The organism is Salinicoccus sp. ID82-1 (assembly GCF_021991715.1).
Lineage (GTDB): Bacteria > Bacillota > Bacilli > Staphylococcales > Salinicoccaceae > Salinicoccus > Salinicoccus cyprini.
Genome location: NZ_JAGFLY010000003.1, coordinates 138,039 through 158,414, shown reverse-complemented (window position 1 = coordinate 158,414; position 20,376 = coordinate 138,039). Strand labels below are relative to the sequence as shown.

Sequence of the window (20,376 nt, the reverse complement as noted above, 5' to 3'; positions counted from 1 at the left end):
TACACTGTAATATAGCCTTTATTAGATATGTGAGGTCATGTGTGTGGAATTTCGGACATTGCTTGAAAAATTTACGACTCAGGAAGGATTGGAATCACTGTTTGAGGAAGTCGAAGCGATCGGCATCATTGTCGGTTTCCTGCTTGCGATGGCGGAGGCATTCCTGCCTTTTCTGCCACTGTTTGCGATTGTAATCATCAATCTCAATTCGTACGGACTCATTCTGGGCTTTCTGACAAGCTACTCGGCAACCGTCCTCGGAAGCTACCTTGTGTTTCTGACGGTCAGATACTTTCTCAGAAAGCCCGCTCAGAAATACATTGTTAAACACGAAAAGCTCAGCAGTATGCTGAGATTTGTCGATCACAAGGGGTTTGCCTTCCTGCTGATTCTGCTGTCCATACCCTTTACTCCAAGTTCAGTCATCAATGTCATCGCAGCTTTATCGAATCTTAGAAAAAGCGTATACTTATGTATATTGATTGTAGCAAAAGCGATCATGATTCTGCTGATGTCAGTTGTCGGTTACGATATCACATCATTTTTTACTTCACCGCTACAGTTGACGATTTCAATTGTTTTCCTGGTACTGCTCTATTTCTTCTCGAAGTGGTACCAGAAATATATCAACAGCAAACTAGAGAAATAGAGGTGAAGTCGAGTGAAGAAGGAAATTGGTGAGTGGCTTGTCGCAATCATCGTTGCTGTCGTACTCATTATCGTTATCCGGTCGTTTCTATTCGTCTCCTACACTGTGGACGGTCTGAGCATGGATCCGACTTTTGAAGATGAGGATCGGGTCGTTGTAAATAAATTCATGCAGCATTTCAGCGAGTATGAGACGGGGGATGTCGTCGTCTTCCATTCGGAAGCGGGACCGGCCTATGTCAAACGAATCATCGGTACGCCGGGGGATACGGTGACGATGGAGGACAAGCAGGTCTATGTGAACGGTGAACCGCTCGAAGAGGATTATGTTGTGCATACGGAAGATACGTACCTGGATAATTTCACGCTGCCGGAGCTCGGGGTGGACGGCGAGACACTCCCCGAGGACAAGTATCTCGTGCTTGGGGATAATCGGCCTGTAAGCCGTGACAGCCGTGATTTCGGTACGGTGGACGAATCCCAGATTGTCGGAGAAGTACAATTGAGATTCTGGCCGCTGAACAGGATTGCAGTGAATTTTGAATAGGAGGGCACCCTGAGGGGTGTCTTTTGCATAAGGAGAGGAAAATATGGGAATCAATATCTGGACGGGAATCAGCGGGACCGGCAAGACACGGCAGATGTTCGAGGAAATCAATGACATCACAAGTGCGGCGCCGCTCGGTTCAAGCATCTATATCATCACCCCGACGCAGAACACATTGAGGTATGAGAACATTATCACCAACCCGACGGATGAGAATCCCGGCGTCGGCAGCCTGCGTACAGCGGTGTTCAGCTTCGCCCGGCTGATGTGGCATATTTTCAATGAAACGGGCCACTCCACGCGTGATGCACTGTCCGAGAGTGGGCATATCATGCTGATCCACAAGATGATGAATGAGATGAAGGCGGAGTTCGATTTCTATCGCGACAGTGCGCAGTACATAAAATTTTCAGGCAAGGTGCTCGATATGCTGAGCGAGTTCCGCTCCTACCGTGTATCACCGGATGATTTCCAGCGGGTGGACGCTCCTGCGGGGCGTGTGCAGGACAAGATGCATGATCTTGAGATCATCTACCGCAGCTGGGAGAAGCGCATTACGGAACTCCAGATCGAGGACATCAACCTGACCGACCAGTTCATCAATCTGCTGTATTCGGATACGCCGATCCGATCGCTTGAAGATGCTGTCATCTATATCGATGGCTTCCACAACTTCACGGAAAGCGAATTTGCGCTGATCCAGGCACTTGAAACCCGGGTCCGTGACATCAACCTGCTTTTGACCCACCAGGGAACGAACAAACAGCTGTTCAGAAAGACTGATGCAGTCATCGAGCGCCTGCGGTATCTGCTCGGCGATGACAAACTGGCTTTCGAACATTTCGGGGAGGATTTCAGACGCTCCAGCAGAAGCGGCCTGATCCAGGTCGAACGCTACTTCGATCTCGGGGAGCCGATCTATGACTACGACGGTGTCATCTTCACAGAGGCGCCGAATGTCCTTGAGGAGGTTAATGATGTGGCCAGGGAGATCGAATCGCTCGTATTCGACGGCAAGGCATACTATACGGATATCGGCGTACTCTACCGCGACACGAACTATGAACCGGTCATCCAGTCGGCCTTCAGAAGATACAATATATCCTACCATATCGACAAGAAGGTGCCGATGCGTGCCCATCCATTCGTCCAGTTCATAATGAGCCTGCTCGAGTGCTACATGAGGAACTATGAGTTCGGTGCCTTCATGAATGTACTGAAGACGGGCTACTTGTGCGAGGCTTCGGAAAGGCACCATATCGACCAGCTTGAGAACTTTGCGCTTGAACGCGGGCTGAACGGCGCTGCACTGTTCGATGACGACCAGTTCCGCTACCATATGGAAGTGACCGAGTATGGCGTGAGACGGGTGGATCGAAGTGATGCCCATGCCGGGCTGATCCAGTTTAAAAATCAGGTCCTCGGCAAGCTTGAACGCCTCTTCAAGGCATTCAGGGAAGAGCAGACGGTCCGCGACTATATCAATGCCATCTACAACTTCGTCCTCGAGGAGGACATACTGGACAAGCTTGCAGAAGAGATGAAAACACTCGATGCGCGTCACGAAATACAGACGAGGGATGAGACCGAGCAGGCCTACAATATGTTCATCCGTCTGCTGGATGATGCCTATACGGTCTTTGACGACGAGCAGGTGTCATTCGCAATCTTCTATGAGACATTCATCGATGGGCTGAAGAATGCGGAGTTCAGCCTGCTGCCGTCGACCATCGACCAAGTCATGGTTGGATCGCTCGACCTGTCCAAAGTGGAAAATAAGAAATACATCTTCATCATCGGTCTGAACCGCGATGTCATGCCGCGTGAGAGCCGCAATACGGACCTCATCTCGGACGAGGAGAAGATGGTGTTCGAAAATGCGGACATCGAGCTGTCACCGGACTCCCGGACACTCAGCCAGGATGAACGCTTCGTCTTCTATCTCGGCGTGACGCGCGCCACCGAAGGGCTCTATCTCAGCTGGTCCGCCACACTGCCATCGGGTGAAGTGACGAAGATCAGTCCCTTCGTCGATGAAATGCTGCCCGGACCAGAACGAGTGCGGAACTATGAGTACAGGCGCACAAGCGAGTACGACCGCTTCAATCCGACCCGTCTCATCACCTCCATAGAAAGTATGGAGCCCACACTGCACCTGAAAGTGCGCGAGATGATGACAGCACCTGTCAGCGACCCGGCGGAATTTCTCAGGCTGCCTGAATACAGAGGCTGGGTTGAAGCCTACCATGTACTGATGAAGGAACGCTGGCACGATGTATATCCGAGAATGAGGCGCAATCTCACCTATGACAACCGTGCCGGCACCCTGTCACGTGAAGTGGCCGAAGCGCTCTATTCCGAGGAAATGAACGCCAGTGTGTCCCGTTTCGAGTCCTTTTTCAGGTGTCCATTCCAGCACTTCAGCAGATATGGCCTAAAGCTCCGGGTCAGAAAGCCGTACCAGGTGGCACCGCTTGAGCTCGGCAACCTGTACCACGAAGTGCTGTATGATGTCGTCAAGAGCCTCGACTATACACTCGACCATGATGAAGACAGAATAGAGGCACAGGTGGCGGAGTCCATCGAACGCTTCTCGCAGGCGATCCAGTTCGGCATCTTCGAGCACAGTGGATACTACCAGTCACTCAAATCACGTGCCAGGGATGCAATCATCAAGCTCCTTCTGTTCATGAAGGAGATCGAGAATCTCGGAGAGTACAGGATTGCCGATGTGGAACTGTCCTTCGGCTTCAAGGACAGCCCGATGGAAGAGATGACGCTGACGAGCAAAGATGGCTATCAGATCCATCTGCGCGGGAAGATCGACCGCGTCGACATGTATGAAACGGGAGAAGGCGCCTATGTCAACCTGATCGACTACAAGTCGAGCGCGAGGAGCATTTCACGCGAGGGCGTGCTGAACGGTCTCGAGCTTCAGATGATGACCTACATGCATGTGCTGATGACAAAAGGGCCGGCCTATTTCGGCAAGGAGAAGATCATGCCGAACAGCATGCTGTTCTTCCCGGTGAAGGATCCGCTCCTTTCTCTTGATGATGAAGCGGCACCTGAGGATGTGGCCCGCGAGCATAAAAAGCGCATGCGCCCGGACGGCGTCTTCATCAATGAAAGCGAGGCCTATGATACGGTGCTTGACGACAGTTCCGTCGGCATCGGCGGCATGCTGTCCGGTCTCGAAGATTTCAAGGAATACGGCGACTACCTGCCGATATCCGTGTCGAAAAACGGCAAGATCAACGCACGGACGAAAGGCAAGTACTTCAGTCCCGCACTGTTCGACCACTACGCCGGCCGCATCATGGACATGTATCAGAACGCGACCGATGAAATCTATGGCGGCGAAGTGCTCGCCTCGCCGATGGCGATGGATGCGGGCAACAGGCGGCTCGCATGCGAAATGTGCGATTTCAAATCTGCATGCCATATCGATGCCCTGATGAACCGTCAGGATGTACGGAAAAATGAGTTGAATGATGAAGCAGTGAGTCTATTTGAAAGTGAGGTGTCGATCGATGGTCCAGTGGACAGATAGGCAGCTTGAAGCAATTGAATATGAAGGGTCGGACGTTCTGGTTGCCGCTGCAGCAGGCAGCGGCAAGACGACGGTCCTGGTCGAGCGGATCATCCGCCGGGTGCTTGACGGGCGCTACGGCATCGACGGGGTGTTCGTCGCCACCTTCACCAATATGAGCGCCAGGGATATGAAGGACAAGATCGAGAAGGCGCTCAGGGGCGCCTACCAGGAAAAGCGTGATCCGAACATCTACAACGAAATGCTCAAGCTGAAGGAAGCGCATATCTCCACGCTGCACAGCTTCTGCCTGCACCTGACCCAGATGCACTACAACACCATCGGCCTGTCGCCTGACATGCGGACGCTTGGTGATGTGGAAATGAAGATCCGTCTCGATCAGGTCATTTCTAATGTGCTTGAAGCGTACTATTCGAAAGGGGAGCCGGACTTCAACACACTTGCCATGATGCTGTCGACCGACAAGAGCAATGACGGCCTGCTGAACACGGTCCGTGACCTCTACTATACCGCAGTGGCCAGTCCCGATCCGCGCGGCTATCTGGAACGCAATATCGACCAGTACCACAACACGGCGCACCTCCAGTCGATTCTTGATGCCCATGATCATAATATCAGGCTGAAGCTCGATGCTCTGATGAATGACGTCGATCTGCTGCGCCACCACTACAACACCGTGACGCACAGCACGATCAAGGATGCCCAGGTCCGCGATGCCTTTGACGCACTCGAGACACTTGCCCGGAAGGTCATGCAGTCGATCGAAGCGAACCGCAATGGCGAGCTTGCCGAACTGCCGCCATTTGCACTCAAGGATGGACGTACTGCCTTCATCAAAAACATCGAGGATCCGGACGAGAAAGCACAGCTGCTCGCATTGCAGAACCGGGTGAAGAAGCGCTATACGGAAATAAAGGATGCACGCGCCTATACGCTCGAGCGCGTAGCCGATGAAATGGCACCGATGAATGGACCGAGCAATGTGCTGATCCGGATCGTTGCCGATGTCATCGACCGCTTCCAGAACCAGAAGCTGTCACGGAATGAAATGGACTTCTCAGACTATGAGCATTATGCACTGGCCATTCTGAATGCACAGGATGGTGCGGTGAGAAAGCTGTACCAGAGCCGCTTCAAGGAAGTCATGATTGATGAGTATCAGGACATCAACCGGGTCCAGGAAGCCATCATCCAGTCGCTCAAAACCGGCGACGAAGCGTCAGGCAACCTGTTCATGGTGGGTGACGTCAAGCAGTCCATCTACAAGTTCAGACAGGCCGATCCGTCACTTTTCATCGAGAAGTCGGAACGCTTCGGTGCCCCGGACAGCGGCAAACTCATCAGTCTGAACCACAATTTCCGTTCCCGTGGGGAAGTGATCGATCTGACCAACGCGGTATTTGAGCGCATCATGGACAGGGAAGTGGGGGAAGTGAAATATGATGAAACCCATCGCCTCGTCCAGGGCAACCATCTGGATGCCCCGCCGCTGCCGTCGGAAGTCCACATCATCGAAGATGCCGAAAGCCGCGGAGATGATGCTGAAATCGTGCATATTGCACAAGTCGTCAAGCAGCTGAAAAAGAAGGGTGCCGACTACAATGACATCGTCATTCTGACCCGCAATACGCGCGATAACGAAGCCTACCGCAAGCTGCTGTCGGAAGCGGAGCTGCCGGTGTTCGTCAACAACCGTTCCGGCTATCTGGATACACTCGAAATCCGCACGATGATCAGCATACTATCCATCGTCGATAATCCGCTTCAGGATGACCACCTCGTCGGCACGATGCGGCTGCCGATGTTCAACTTCACCGAAAACGACATTGCGCACATACGTGCAGTCTCGGACTGCGACTACATGTATGAAGCACTGGTGCAGTACGAAGGACCGGCGCTCGTCATGAAGAAGATCGACGAGTTCATGGATGCGCATAGGACACTGCAGTCCTATGCCAGATACATGAGTGTGCCGGAGCTGATCGATGAGATCTATGTGGAACTCAATATTGTGGAGTATTTCGCCGGACTGAAAGGTGGGCTGACCCGCCGTGCCAATCTGAACGGGTTCATTGAAAAGGCCATGGAGTTCGAGAAGATGTCGCATCTGTCGCTGTACGAATTCATTGCGTACATCCATCGCATGATCGAGGATGGACAGGATTTCGGCGAGGAGAATACCGTGTCCGATGATGCAGATACGCTGCGTGTCATGACGATCCATGCATCAAAGGGCCTCGAATTCAGCTACGTCATCTATGCCGGCCTCTATAGGCAGCTGAACATGATGGACCTGATGAAGAAGGTGACCATCCATCCGGATGCGGGCATCGCCTTCAAGCGTTTCATGCCGGATAACCAGGTCATCCTGCCGAGCATCCATCAGCAGGTGGTGCGCCAGATGATCCAGCAGGAGCGGATCAGCGAGGAGATGCGCCTCGTCTATGTGGCGATGACGCGTGCCATCGACCAGCTGATCATCCCGCTCGTCTACAAAGCCGGGATGTCCGAAAAGTTCACTTATGAAGGCGGCAAGGTCCACGCCGATGACCGCCTGTCGATCCGCAGCATCCAGGACCTGCTTTCACCGGTGCTCGTCAATACGCCGATGGAAGCGCTCCGAATCCATCACATCGAAGAGGTGGAAGCGGCGCCCCAGGCAATCCGGCACACGTCACTTGATGACATTGAAGCGATGAAGATAGGCGGGAACCAGCTGCTGAAGGAACGGATCCTCTACCGCTATCCGCACACGCAGGCGACGGAGACGGTGTACAAGGAATCGGTGACAGAAATAAAACGGCGGAACGAGACGCCGCCTGACGATAGTGCCATCATCCGGCATGACCGGACACCGAATTTCAGGGCACCGAACTTCCGCAACGATACGCTCGATGCGCCGGTCTTCGGAACGATGATGCACCAGATGATGATGCATCTGCTCAACCGTTATGACGACCTCCGCAAGCTCGCGGGTGAAGCACGGGACGCATTCATTGAACAGATGATTCTGGAGAATACTTCGGATGATCCGCTGATCACACCTGAGCACCAGGCACAGATGATCCGAAACATCCATCATTTCCTCAGTGATGATACGATGTGCAGTCTGCTTGAACAGCAGCGTTCGATCCACACCGAAATACCGTTCATCATGAACCAGAAGGCCATCGGCTATTCAGACTTCGACCTTCAGATGGTGCAGGGGATTGTCGATGCCCTGCTTGAAATGGAGGATGACTTCGTCATCATCGACTACAAGACGGACCGTGTCCACCAAACCGGACTGACGGAGGCGGACCTGATCGGACGGTACAGCACACAGATGGACATCTACAGACGGTCGCTGATGCAGGCGCTGCAGAAAAATGTTACGGTATACCTATATTTCTTTGACTATGGAGCGATCAGATTTGATAAATGATAGACAACGTCCAAGCATGCTGCTCGGCATTATACTGATAGGGGTACTGCTGCTGAACGGCCTGCATTTCATGATGCCCTTTGATGCATTGAATCCATATGAATATTTGAGCGGCAGCAACCTGAGCAGCTATCAGGTTCTTGATATATTCATCGGTGGCGCCATCGTGCCGCTCGCGGCACTCGCCATCGGCTACACCATCCACGCTTTCAGGGATTACGGCATCGGCAACCTGGCCAAGATTACAGCCTTCGTACTCGCACTCGGCATCGTCCAGACCTTCTTCATTTTTGCATTCGACTTTCTGCCGGGTCTTGCACTGATGACGCTTGTCGCCCTATTTTTCCTGCGAACCGGATCTGCAGTCACATTCATCTCGGGCATGGCGCTTTTCCTGTTCCACCTGGTGGCGAATGTACTGGTCAGCCTGTTTACGGACATCGGTTCGCCGAGCGATATCATCTATACCGCCCTGCAGGACGTCAACAACTACACAAGTGTATTTACGAATACCGACTATTTTGCGATGATCAGCCTGAATATCGAAATCTTTTCAGCCAATGGACCAAGCACGTTGTATGGGCTCGTGTTCACCGTGCTGCCGTGGCTGCTCATCGGTATCAGCCTCGGCCAGATCGGCATCGCAAAGTTCGCGAAATCAAACCTGCTGCTCAGCACATTGCTGTTCATCATCCTGGCAGGCGGCGGCATGGCAATAAAGATCATCCAGGTGCTGACACTCGGCAGCTACAGCGGCCGGCTGCTGGCGGAGAACTTCGGTGGCCCGGTGCTCGCGCTCGGCTACTTTGTACTGCTGATCCAGCTGACAGTCATGGTGCCGGCGCGCATTCTGGAGATTTTCGGACGTATGGGAAGATATGCACTGACACTCTATATTCTCTCGAATGTCATTTTCATGCTGATATTCTACGGTATCGGGCTGCGGCTCTACGGAGAATTGGAAATCACCGGCATGATCTGGATGGCACTCGTAGTCTATATTTTCCTCATGGTGCTGGCGACGGTCATGCACCGGTTCAAGATCAGCAGCCTGGAGAATTTATTCACCAATAATTCTGAAAATGGAATCAACAAATAGATATAGTCTGTTATAATGAAGGAAATACACATATTAAGGAGCGTATTCCATGAAATTTCTAACATTCGATTATCGGGATCAGACCTACTATGGCGTTAAAGTAAAACGTGAGGAAAGTGCATGGATTCTTCCGAAGCTTTTTGAAGCTTTCGGAGATGACGAAAATTATCCCAAAACATTGTTAGAAGGTATTTCCAAATACCACACACTGGATTTCCAGGAACATGTCCGAAAATTAGTGGAAAAGGCACAGCAGTCAGGGAAGGCGGACAAGTACAAGGCGCCATTCAATGAAATTACATTCCGTGCGCCCGTGACCCCACCGAACAACGTCATCGCTTTCGGCAGGAACTACAAGTCGCATGCGGAAGAGCTGAACAACGAAGTGCATAGCCTGTACGTGTTCACCAAGGCGGCGACAAGTCTCGCAGGGGATGAAGAGACGATTCCGAACCACCAGGACATCACATCCCAGCTCGACTACGAAGGGGAGCTCGGTGTGGTCATCGGCAAGCGTGCCGAGAAGATCCAGAGTTCAATGGCGCTCGACTATATATACGGCTACACGATCATCAATGATATTACAGCACGCGATCTTCAGAAGGCCCATCATCAGGCATTCCTTTCAAAAAGCCTGAAGGGCGGATGCCCGATGGGACCATTCATCGTCACAAAGGACGAGCTGCCGAATCCGGAGCAGACTTCCATCGTGACGAAAGTCAACGGCAAGATCCGACAGGACGGCAGCACAAAGGAAATGGTATTGAAACTGGATGAACTGATTGCGGAAGTATCCAAATATGTCACGCTCGAACCGGGTGATGTCATCGCTACAGGCACACCAAGCGGCGTAGGTGCAGGCATGAAGCCGCCACAGTATCTGCAGCCGGGTGATGAAGTCCGCATTTCGATCAATGGCATCGGTACATTGACGACATATATTGGCAAGTAATCTCTCCTGAAATATGATAAGATATTGATGATTCATATTTGAAAGGAAGATTCGATGATACACTTGCATTTGACAGCAATCGTGCTGGCAGTCATCCTATTCATCATTACGTACAATTCGGTGGACACTCCGGATGGCCAGTCCACATACTCGAAACCGCTGCACATGGTTCTGAGACTCATCTACCTGATCGTCATCTTCACAGGTCTGATGATGTTCCTCGATTTCGGAAGCGGCAACCAGATGATGTACGGTCTGAAGTTCCTGGCCGGACTCATTTCGATCGGTCTGATGGAGATGGCACTGGTAAGACAGCGCAAATCCGGAACTGGCCGAACAATGGTCATCATACTGACAGTATTCCTGATTGTGACAATCGCCCTTGGCATCTATCTGCCGGCAGGTCCATTGAGCGCACTTTTCTCATAGGCTGCATGAGGGTTCAGGCACTCTTTACAGAGTGCCTTTTTTAATGTAAATTTGTGAACGTTTATTGACATGGGCTTATTTTGAAATTTTATCTAGTATACTGTCAATATAAAAATAGAAGGTAGGATAGCAATGAAGAAACTAGTGATATATATGGCGGTCCTGCTCGCAGCCATCGGCATTTCCAGTCCCGAAGCTTCTGCACAGGACAAAGAGCCCGAGCGCATCTATACAATTATCGTCGACCGTTTTCTCAATGGCACCGACACCAACGACGTCAATGTTACGGAGGACATGGATGAAGCGATGCCATTCGGAGGCGACTTTGCAGGCATCGAGAATAATCTCGAGTACATACAGGAGATGGGATTCGATACACTGATGCTCTCCCCGGTATTTGAAAAGGCCGATGACGACTATCTCGGCTACAGTGTCGAAAGCTATGAGGAGATCGAAGCGGCATTCGGCGGAGCGGAAGCATTCCGGAGTCTGATCGATGCAGCCCACGCGCGTGATATGGAAGTCGTCGTCGATATGCCGGTGACTGCAACAACAGGGTATGAAACGCTGGATGATCCGGAGCTGAACGACATTCAGCAGAGCTACTACGACAGCGTGCAGACAGAATTCATCGATCTCAGAAATGCCGATAACCAGGCGCGGTATCAGGAGATGGCACAGGCATTCGTCGATACGTATGACGTCGATGGTCTGAGCATGAATATCGTCCAGGACGGACTGGACGCCGCCAGTTTCATGCCGGAAGGTGTGAAGACATACGGCATCGTCGAAGATGAAAGCATCACCGCCCAAGGCTTCGATCATATGACCGATCCGGCGATGCGGGACGCAATCGTTGAAGCATTCAGTACAACAGATACCGAAATTCCGGACTATCCGACAGATGGTTCGCTGCTGCTTGCAGACCACTGGTTTACGGAACGCTTCACCACACATGCAGTGGAAGCCAACATGTTCCCAGGAAAGCGCATCAGCCAGCTGACAGCTTATTTCTACGGCTATCCCGGTGCCATCGCATTCCAGTATGGAACAGAAGTCGCCTTCAGTGGTGATGACATCCCGGAGATCCATCCGCAGATGGATCTATGGACCGACCAGGAAGTCGTCGACTACATCGTATCAATCAATGAAGTATTCTCAAAACACCCGCAGATGTATCAGGGTGAGCGTGAAGTGATAAAAAATGAAGGCGGTCATTACGTCCAGCGATATCACGCCTCGGATGTCGATTTCATTTTGAACATCAACGATAGTTCCGTCACAAAGAACGTTGAAATACCGATGGAAGATGAGGACGAAGGCAAGATGCTCAGTGGCCTGCTGATCGGCGATCTGCTGCGCAGCGGAGATATGGAAGGCGACACATTCCTCGCCGTACTGGACCGCGAAGAGACGGAACTCTACGCAGTCATCGAAGAAAGTGGGTTCAACAACGGCTACCTCTATGCCGGCCTCCTCATCTTCGGCGGCTTCGGCATCTTCATCTGGGTGGTGGCAAGAAGAAGCAGACGCAGATAGGCATGTATAGCGGTTTTCCCGTTCATCCCATATTATGACCGGGAGCAAGCACGCCAAATCAAAATAATGCTTCCCTGGATTCCAGGAGGACTCAGGCTGTAGACAAAGTCATATTAAAATGACATGTCTGCAGTCTTTTTGTCGGGATGTATGGGAATCTGCAGATCAGGGGGAAGAGTATGCTGAAATCAACAGGCAGCGGGTGCAGGATGGAAAAACCGATTCCCCTGAACGATAATATTCCGTCGCCGGTCATCATCACAATCGACCCCGACGGTGAATTGGTGTTCTAACTCGCCATGGTAGCGCCCACGATGGTGAATTAGCCCTCTAACTTGCCATGGTAGCGCCCACGATGGTGAGTTGGCCCTCTAACTCACCATGGCTACGCTCACGATGGTGAATTGGCCTTCTAACTCGCCATGGTAGCCCCCACGATGGTGAATTAGCCCTCTAACTCGCCATGGTAGCCCCCACGACGGTGAATTAAGCCTCTAACTCGCCATGGTAGCGCCCACGATGGTGAATTGGCCCTCTAACTCACCATGGTAGACTCCACGATGGTGAATTAAGCCTCTAACTCGCCATGGTAGCGCCCACGACGGTGAATTGGCCCTCTAACTCACCATGGCGACGCCTACAATTCGGGATCCATAAAAATACAAAAAAGAAGACAAACACCGTGTCAAAACGGGGTTTGTCTTCAATCTGTGCCCTTCTGGATTCCAGGAGGGCATTTTCATATTGCGCATCATTTCTGCAATTTGTTCATTTTTTCTATCGCCTTGTAGCCGACCATATTGAGTACACTCTTCGGACTGGAGTATGGCGGGGAGTAGGCGACTTCGATGTTGGCAAGATCCATGGCGGTTCCGCCGAGACGGATGTGGGCTGCCAGGACATCGATGCGCTTGTCGACGCCTTCTGTACCGACGACAGCAGCGCGCAGTATCTTCCCGTCTTCCTGTGCCACATGTAGCCGGACGTGGATTGGTAAGCTGTCCGCCATATACCCGGCTTTATTTTTCTGCTTATGGTCGATGACGAAGTGCGGATAGTCATCGAGTTCTGATACTTCAAGCCCCAGCGTCGCGATGTCATGGTCGAAGAATCTGATGATGTTGGTGCCGAGCAGCCCTTCGAACCGGACCGACCTGTCGCCGCTGATCTGGTTGCTGATGACATACGCCATACGGTGGGCGCCCCACGCCAGCGCGACATTGACCGGCCGGTCGACATGCTGATAGGATGTTTCAATCGCATCGCCGACGGCATAGATATTCTCATGGTTTGTCCTTCCGTACTGGTCGACGCAAATATAGCCGAGATCATTCGTGGCAATATCGGAATCTTTCAGGAAGTCGGTGCGCGGTGTGATGCCGATGCCTGCGATGATCATCGGTGCATCGATCTCTTCCCCGGTGGTCAGTGTGGCAGTGTCGCCATCGACTTCCATAATTTCTGCATTCAATTTTACATCGACGCCCTGCGCTTTCAGTTCATCGACGATAAACCCGCTCATGTCACGCTCAAGCGGGGGGTATACTTCCTCCGAACGATGGACCAGCGTCACTTTGATACCCCGGTGGACGAGGTTTTCGGCCATTTCGAGACCGATGTAGCCACCCCCGACAACGACTGCACGTTCAATGCCTTCATTCTCGATATGAGCCTTGATCTCATCCAGGTGCTCAAGGGAATGCAGCACAAACGCCTGGGGCACATCGAACAGCGCGGGAATGATCCGTGGCGCGCTGCCCGGTGACAGGATGAGATGGTCGTATTCAGCATCGAATGTCCGGTCGTTCAATATATCCTTGACCTGGACTGTATTCCTCCCGGCATCAACACCCATCACTTCGTGATGGGTGTTGACGATGATGTCCCGCTCAAGGAAGCTTTCCGGTGTGGCTGCAATGAGCTGATCGCGTTCTGCCACCTCGCCGCCGATGTGGTAGGGGAGGCCGCAGTTGCCGTAGCTGATATCGCGTCCCATTTCGTATATGGTGATATCGATATCCGGATCGATTCTCCGCAATTGGGCGGCAGTCGTCGCACCGCCTGCAACACCGCCTACAATGATCACTTTAGGCATCGTTACACTCCTTCGTTGAAATAGAACATCGCTACTGTGCCATTGCCGGTATGGCTGCTGATCGTCGGTCCGATCGTGCTGATCTTGACTTCCGTGACATTCGTCTCATCAAGTATCTTCTGCTTCAGCTGTTCCGCCTGGCTTTCGGCATTGGCATGCGTGATATGCACGTCGTGTGTGACATTGTCTGCAATCAGATGCTGGACCATGCTGCCATGGACCTTTTTGATGCCACGGTGCTTTTCAAGGGGAACCAGCTTGCCCTCTTCAACATGAAGCAGGGGTTTGATGTTGAGCAGTCCGCCGAGGAATGCCTGGCCTTTCGACAGACGGCCGCCTTTGGCCAGATAGTCGAGGTCATGGACCGTGAAGAAGTGGCGGATGGCTTTGACATCCTTTTCCACTTTCGCAACAATTTCGTCCTTGCCGAGTCCTTCCTCCACATAACCGTGCGCACGCTCCACGATCATGCCGAGTCCATAGCTTGCCGCTTTCGTATCGATGAGGGTGATGTCCGCTTTTGGATGATCTTCAAGAATCGTATCGCGTGCAATGACCGCGCTCTGGTAAGTCCCTGAAAGTTCGCTCGAGAACGCCATGTATAATACGGGTACATTCCGCTCCACATATTTCCGGAAGACTTTCGTGAAGTCTTCAGGGTTCGCCTGGCTCGTCAAAGGGCGCTTGCCTTCCGAGATGGCATCGAGCACCTCAGTGTTTGAGATTTCATACTGATCCAGGTAGTCCTCCTCGTCGATCGTGATTTTCAAGGGGATCATTTCAATACCCATTCTATCCAATTCATCTATGGAAATATCCGAACAGCTGTCTACAATCAATTGCATGTCATCTGCTCCCTTCTTTTTGTAGTTTCAATTTGAAAAAGTCGTTCAGGAATTGGCCGATACCATCATTGTTGTTGGTATCCGTCATGTAGTCCGCCACCGTCCTGATTTCATCGATGGCATTGCCCATCGCCACACCATGCGCGACATAGCGGAGCATTTCCGTATCATTGTCCTCATCACCAAAAGCGATCGTATGCTTTTTGTCGATGCCGAGGTAGCCCCGGCAGTAGTCGACGCCGACTGCCTTGTTGATGCCCTTCTTGACGATTTCGATGACCGGGTAGGGTGCCCCCCAGCGGCGGTGCTCGATCGTTTCGGCAAAAAGATCATCCAATGCCTGGCGGATGGCCGGGACTTCCGGCTCCTCCGCCTGTATGAGAATGGATGTCGGTCCAGATTCTATATTCTGCGTCAGATCCCCGATCTTGATCTGGGGACTGCCCATGCCGAAGGCTTCGAACAGCACTTCATCATGGTAGTGGATGTAGACATTATCCTTCACTTCGGCAATGACGTTCTGTATGTTCAGGTCCGGTACACGTTTGACGATTTCCCTGGCCACTTCAAGATCCAGTTCTTCATGTACTGTTTTGAAATAGAGATCCTGCGGATGGTGGACAAAGGCCCCGTTGAAATTGACGATCGGCGTGTTCATGCCGAGCTCACGGTAGTAGGGCTCAGTCGCTCTATAGGGGCGGCCGGTTGAGATCATCAGTTCATGACCGCGGGTTTTAAGTTCAAATAATACTTTTTTGGTGAATGGGCTGATGGTTTTTTCATCTGTCAGCAGCGTGCCATCCAGATCCAGGCATATGAGGTGTTTTTCCATTACGTTAAATCTCCTTGTCAATATTCATAAAACTATCATATCATTTATGTTTATATAGTGTAATTTTTTTGATATATTAATAGTATATACTCTGGAAGGAGTGAGATAAATGGATAAAGCAATGGAAGAAAGCATGATGGGAGCACTTGAGAACGTCATCGACCCTGAACTTGGCATCGATATCGTCAATCTCGGTCTCGTCTATGGTGTGCATCTTGACGAAGACGGCAGAGCAGGTGTTGAAATGACACTGACATCCATGGGCTGCCCGATGGGACCACAGATTGTGGACCAGGTGAAAACAGCACTTTCCGAACTGCCGGAAGTTGAAGAAACAGAAGTCAATATCGTCTGGAATCCACCATGGGATAAAGATAAAATGAGCCGTTACGCTAAAATCGCACTCGGTGTAAGCTGATCGATCATATAGTTGAGCCCTCCTGTACAGGAGGGCTTTTTTTCACTGCCAATGAAAAAATCCTCCCGATCCGGGAGGATTTCTATTTGAAGAAGAGGGAATACAGAATCGAGAATGTTCCCAGCGCAAAGCAGTAGTAGGTGAATATGATCAGGTTGCCGCGTTCCATTACACCCTGCAGCCACTTGAGTCCGAAGTAGGTGGCGATGATGGTCGCGATGAATGCCAGTGCATAAGGGAGTGCGAGTGTCATGATCTCGGGATCATTGACCAGATCTCCAATGGAGAGCAGTGCTGTGCCGAGTGATACCGGAATATAGAGCAGGAAGACGAATCGGAGTGCGTTCTTCTGGTTCATTCCGACACCCATGGCACCGACAAGTGTCGCGCCACTCCGGCTGATGCCGGGCATCAGCGCAACGCACTGGGATAAGCCGACGATGATGGCATCCTTGATGTTCAGGTCCCCGTCGCGTCTCTCGCCGCGTTTATTTTTGATGAACCATAGTGCCACACCAGTGACGAGCAGCATCAGACCGACTGTCATCATGGAGACGTTATCACCGATGATATCCTCGAGCAGAATGCCGAGTACACCGACCGGAATCGTCGCGATGACCAGGTAGATCGTGTAGCGGAAGTCTTCGATGGCTTCTGCATCCCGGGCGCCTTTGAATATGTAGCGGCTCAGATTGACGATGATTGCGGTAATATCTTTACGATAGATGTAGAGGACCGCAATCAGCGACGCGGTATTCAGCAGGATTTCAAAAGACAGACCTCTGGCCTCGATGCCGAGCAGCTCCCGGGCGATGACCAGGTGGCCGCTTGATGAAACCGGTATGGGTTCTGTGAAGCCTTGCAGCAGCCCTAAAAATATGTAGCGTATAATTTCAATGATATCCATTCTCCTACCTCCTAGATACTTCAGACTATAATATAAGATAAAAGCCTGCTAAAAGCTATCGATTACTTGAAAAATAATGATGGAAGTGTATAATATAATTAAAGGTCAAATATGGTCAAATAAATTTTGAAGATGCATTCTGAGTGAAAACAGCTGCGTTCTATTTCTGCAAAGAGGTGATATGTATGGATATAAATAAAATGACCTACACCGTCCAGTCCGTCATTGAACGGGCACAGTCGATGGCGGTGGATATGAAACTCCAGTCGATTGAATCGGAAGCGGTCATGAAGGCACTGCTGACGGTGGATGACAGCATGGCACGGGATGTGCTTGAACGCGCCAGCATCGATGTCGATCAGCTGCTCGGTGAATATGATGAAAAGCTGTCCAAGTATAATGTTGTCAAAGGCGATAATGTCCAGTACGGGCAGTATATGTCGAACGGCTTCACCCAGATTGTGAACCGGGCGGAGAAGATCATGGCGGATATGAAGGACGAATATGTTTCCGTCGAGCATATGCTGCTTGCGGGCATCGAAGTGGAGCCGATCATGAAAGCGGCCGTCGGCAATAAGCGTGAAGTGATCAGGGAAATAATCAGCAAAGTCAGAGGAGGGAATCGTGTGACTACACAAAATCCGGAAGTACAGTATGAAGTACTTGAGAAATATGGACGCGATCTGGTCGAGGAGGTGCGCAGCGGCAACGTCGACCCTGTAATCGGCAGGGACGAGGAGATCCGCAACTCGATCCGCATACTGAGCCGTAAAAGAAAGAACAACCCGGTACTGATCGGTGAGCCGGGTGTCGGCAAGACCGCCATCGTCGAAGGGCTGGCACAGCGTATCGTCCGCAAGGACGTGCCGGACAGCCTGCTTGATAAGACCATTTTCGAACTCGATCTGTCGGCGCTTGTCGCCGGTGCGAAATTCCGCGGGGAATTTGAAGAGCGTCTGAAGGCGGTGCTGAAGGAAGTGAAGGAATCCGACGGCCGCATCATACTCTTCATCGATGAAATCCATATGCTTGTCGGTGCGGGCAAGACGGAAGGTGCCATGGATGCCGGCAATATGCTGAAGCCGATGCTTGCACGCGGCGAACTCCACTGCATCGGTGCAACGACACTGAACGAGTACCGTGAATATATCGAAAAGGATTCTGCACTGGAACGCCGCTTCCAGAAAGTACAGATTCCGGAACCCGATGTTGAGGATACCATCTCCATCCTGCGTGGACTGAAGGAACGCTATGAAGTCCACCATGGTGTCAGAATCACGGACCGTGCGCTCGTTGCGGCCGCAGAACTTTCCGACCGCTATATTACGGACCGTTTCCTGCCGGATAAGGCCATCGACCTGATGGACCAGGCAAGTGCAACCATCCGCACGGAGATGGGCTCCAATCCGACGGAGCTCGACCAGATCAACCGTCGTGTCATGCAGCTCGAGATCGAGGAGCAGGCTTTGAAGTCGGAAGATGACTCGGTTTCAAAAACGCGCCTGGCTGAACTGCAGAAGGAACTGTCGGAAGCCCGTGAAGCGCAGCAGGCACTCACGCAGCGTGTGGAAAAGGAAAAAGGGCAGATCCAGAAGGTCAACGACAAGCGTGAAGAAGTGGACCGCACGCGCCAGGAACTCGATGAGGCAGAAAACAACTACGAGCTTGAACGGGCAGCAGAACTCCGTCACGGCAGGCTGCCGCAGCTCGAACGTGAACTGCGCGAACTGGAAGAAAAGCTGCAGGAGGAGAGCGCTGGTGAAAACCGCATCATCCGTGAAGTGGTGACCGAGGAGGAAATCGGCTATATCGTCAGCCAGTGGACCGGCATCCCAGTATCGAAGCTCGTCGAGACGGAAAAGGACAAGCTGCTGAAGCTCTCTGACATCATGCATGAACGCGTGGTCGGCCAGGATGAAGCGGTGGACCTCGTCGCAGATGCCGTCATCCGTGCCCGCGCAGGCATCAAGGATCCGAACCGCCCGATCGGCAGCTTCCTGTTCCTCGGACCGACGGGTGTCGGCAAGACCGAGCTTGCGAAGACGCTTGCTGCAACAATGTTCGATTCCGAGAAGCATATGATCCGTATCGACATGAGTGAGTATATGGAAAAGCATGCGGTATCGAGACTGATCGGTGCACCTCCGGGCTACGTCGGTCATGAGGAGGGCGGTCAGCTGACAGAAGCCATCCGCCGCCAGCCGTATTCCGTCATCCTGCTGGACGAAGTGGAGAAGGCACATTCCGATGTCTTCAACATACTGCTCCAGCTGCTTGATGAAGGCCGTCTGACCGACTCGAAAGGCAGATCTGTCGACTTCAGAAATACGATCATCATCATGACGTCGAACATCGGCTCCGGCCATCTGCTTGATAACGTCAGACAGGACGGGGAAATCTCCGATACCACGAAGGACTACGTGATGAAGGAGATCCATCAGTACTTCAAACCGGAGATCATCAACCGCATGGATGACATCGTCATCTTCAGTCCACTCTCCAAAGAGAACATGAAACTGATTACGGACAAGCTGATCAACGACCTCAATAGACGTCTGACAGACCAGCATATGACCGTCCAGGTGACCGATGCAGTCAAGGACTGGATCTCCGATGAAGCCTATGAGCCGCAGTTCGGGGCCAGACCGTTGAGACGCTTCATACAGCGTCATATCGAAACGCCGCTTGCAAGAAAGCTCATTGAAGCGGATATGACGGAAGGCATCGATGTGAAAATAGACTACCGTGATGGCGCACTTCAATTTGATATGTAGCATGGAAGCCGTACCCATAAGAAGTGGGTGTGACTTCAGACTGTAGACAAAGTCATTGTAGAATGACATGTCTGCAGTCTTTTTTTGGGATGGGGAGGTGATGGCGCCAACTCACCATCGATAGCCATGCCCACAGCAAGTGGGTACGGCTTTTTTATGTTGATAGGAAATAAGTTTCCAAGTTAGTTTGAATTATCAGTCAATTTGTATTAATATTGTTGTAAGTCCTTTTTTACACCACGAATCCTCTGCACCCCTACAACACCTTTATTCCCCATTTAATCCTTAATTTGACATAGTAACTCGTTCTTGTA

Annotated in this window: 14 protein-coding genes; 10 read left to right on the top strand and 4 right to left on the bottom strand. The window is 51.6% G+C overall.

Translation table 11 applies throughout. The features are described from left to right. Positions 1-37: 37 nt before the first annotated feature. The 8 genes from J4760_RS08550 to J4760_RS08515 all read left to right on the top strand — a co-directional run bounded on the left by J4760_RS08550 (position 38) and on the right by J4760_RS08515 (position 12,191). The gene (locus tag J4760_RS08550; protein ID WP_145284160.1) at positions 38-649 is read left to right on the top strand and encodes a TVP38/TMEM64 family protein; all 612 of its coding nucleotides are present in this window, start codon (positions 38-40) and stop codon (positions 647-649) included. A gap of 12 nt (positions 650-661) precedes the next feature. Then, positions 662-1,195, top strand: coding sequence for a signal peptidase I (lepB, locus tag J4760_RS08545; RefSeq protein WP_237605445.1), 534 nt, complete (start codon positions 662-664; stop codon positions 1,193-1,195). 43 nt (positions 1,196-1,238) lie between these two features. Continuing rightward, positions 1,239-4,748, top strand: coding sequence for a PD-(D/E)XK nuclease family protein (locus tag J4760_RS08540; RefSeq protein ID WP_237605444.1), 3,510 nt, complete (start codon positions 1,239-1,241; stop codon positions 4,746-4,748). Beyond that, positions 4,729-8,172, top strand: a complete 3,444-nt coding sequence (gene addA, locus J4760_RS08535; protein ID WP_237605443.1) for a helicase-exonuclease AddAB subunit AddA — start codon at positions 4,729-4,731, stop codon at positions 8,170-8,172. Before J4760_RS08540 ends, addA begins: the two co-directional genes overlap by 20 nt. Further along, complete coding sequence (locus J4760_RS08530; RefSeq protein ID WP_237605442.1) at positions 8,162-9,271, top strand: DUF418 domain-containing protein; 1,110 nt, start codon at positions 8,162-8,164, stop codon at positions 9,269-9,271. The genes addA and J4760_RS08530 overlap by 11 nt, the downstream gene beginning before the upstream one ends. Before the next feature lie 49 nt (positions 9,272-9,320). Continuing rightward, complete coding sequence (locus tag J4760_RS08525; RefSeq protein WP_145284174.1) at positions 9,321-10,223, top strand: fumarylacetoacetate hydrolase family protein; 903 nt, start codon at positions 9,321-9,323, stop codon at positions 10,221-10,223. 54 nt (positions 10,224-10,277) lie between these two features. Beyond that, the gene (locus tag J4760_RS08520) at positions 10,278-10,652 is read left to right on the top strand and encodes a YisL family protein (RefSeq protein WP_145284177.1); all 375 of its coding nucleotides are present in this window, start codon (positions 10,278-10,280) and stop codon (positions 10,650-10,652) included. A gap of 132 nt (positions 10,653-10,784) precedes the next feature. After that, positions 10,785-12,191, top strand: coding sequence for an alpha-amylase family glycosyl hydrolase (locus J4760_RS08515; RefSeq protein WP_237605441.1), 1,407 nt, complete (start codon positions 10,785-10,787; stop codon positions 12,189-12,191). Positions 12,192-12,942: 751 nt separating this feature from the next. On the opposite strand, the gene J4760_RS08510 is transcribed toward J4760_RS08515, so the two are convergent. The 3 genes from J4760_RS08510 to J4760_RS08500 are packed head-to-tail and all read right to left on the bottom strand — an operon-like array spanning position 12,943 to position 15,963. Beyond that, the gene (locus J4760_RS08510) at positions 12,943-14,286 is read right to left on the bottom strand and encodes a CoA-disulfide reductase (protein WP_237605440.1); all 1,344 of its coding nucleotides are present in this window, start codon (positions 14,284-14,286) and stop codon (positions 12,943-12,945) included. A gap of 2 nt (positions 14,287-14,288) precedes the next feature. Continuing rightward, on the bottom strand, positions 14,289-15,131 hold the full coding sequence (locus J4760_RS08505; protein ID WP_237605439.1) for a DegV family protein: 843 nt from the start codon (positions 15,129-15,131) through the stop codon (positions 14,289-14,291). 1 nt (position 15,132) lies between these two features. Beyond that, positions 15,133-15,963, bottom strand: a complete 831-nt coding sequence (locus J4760_RS08500; protein ID WP_237605438.1) for a Cof-type HAD-IIB family hydrolase — start codon at positions 15,961-15,963, stop codon at positions 15,133-15,135. Positions 15,964-16,072: 109 nt separating this feature from the next. Here J4760_RS08500 and J4760_RS08495 point away from each other — a divergent pair, with 109 nt between their 5' ends. Beyond that, positions 16,073-16,381, top strand: coding sequence for a metal-sulfur cluster assembly factor (locus J4760_RS08495; RefSeq protein WP_145284191.1), 309 nt, complete (start codon positions 16,073-16,075; stop codon positions 16,379-16,381). Positions 16,382-16,463: 82 nt separating this feature from the next. Here the strand turns inward: J4760_RS08495 and J4760_RS08490 are convergent, their stop codons facing one another. Then, positions 16,464-17,288: an undecaprenyl-diphosphate phosphatase gene (locus J4760_RS08490; RefSeq protein ID WP_237605437.1), complete on the bottom strand. Its 825-nt coding sequence runs from the start codon at positions 17,286-17,288 to the stop codon at positions 16,464-16,466. Positions 17,289-17,473: 185 nt separating this feature from the next. Here J4760_RS08490 and clpB point away from each other — a divergent pair, with 185 nt between their 5' ends. Next, positions 17,474-20,062, top strand: a complete 2,589-nt coding sequence (clpB, locus tag J4760_RS08485) for an ATP-dependent chaperone ClpB (RefSeq protein WP_237605436.1) — start codon at positions 17,474-17,476, stop codon at positions 20,060-20,062. The last annotated feature ends 314 nt before the right edge of the window (positions 20,063-20,376 follow it).

Bases quoted from the DNA above. Each gene is read 5' to 3' on its own strand.
- J4760_RS08550 (WP_145284160.1), top strand. From the start codon at position 38: ATGTGTGTGGAATTTCGGACATTGCTTGAAAAATTTACGACTCAGGAA.
- J4760_RS08525 (WP_145284174.1), top strand. From the start codon at position 9,321: ATGAAATTTCTAACATTCGATTATCGGGATCAGACCTACTATGGCGTT.
- J4760_RS08540 (WP_237605444.1), top strand. From the start codon at position 1,239: ATGGGAATCAATATCTGGACGGGAATCAGCGGGACCGGCAAGACACGG.
- J4760_RS08495 (WP_145284191.1), top strand. From the start codon at position 16,073: ATGGATAAAGCAATGGAAGAAAGCATGATGGGAGCACTTGAGAACGTC.
- J4760_RS08520 (WP_145284177.1), top strand. From the start codon at position 10,278: ATGATACACTTGCATTTGACAGCAATCGTGCTGGCAGTCATCCTATTC.
- J4760_RS08490 (WP_237605437.1), bottom strand. From the start codon at position 17,288: ATGGATATCATTGAAATTATACGCTACATATTTTTAGGGCTGCTGCAA.
- clpB (WP_237605436.1), top strand. From the start codon at position 17,474: ATGGATATAAATAAAATGACCTACACCGTCCAGTCCGTCATTGAACGG.
- J4760_RS08515 (WP_237605441.1), top strand. From the start codon at position 10,785: ATGAAGAAACTAGTGATATATATGGCGGTCCTGCTCGCAGCCATCGGC.
- J4760_RS08505 (WP_237605439.1), bottom strand. From the start codon at position 15,131: ATGCAATTGATTGTAGACAGCTGTTCGGATATTTCCATAGATGAATTG.
- J4760_RS08500 (WP_237605438.1), bottom strand. From the start codon at position 15,963: ATGGAAAAACACCTCATATGCCTGGATCTGGATGGCACGCTGCTGACA.
- J4760_RS08510 (WP_237605440.1), bottom strand. From the start codon at position 14,286: ATGCCTAAAGTGATCATTGTAGGCGGTGTTGCAGGCGGTGCGACGACT.
- addA (WP_237605443.1), top strand. From the start codon at position 4,729: ATGGTCCAGTGGACAGATAGGCAGCTTGAAGCAATTGAATATGAAGGG.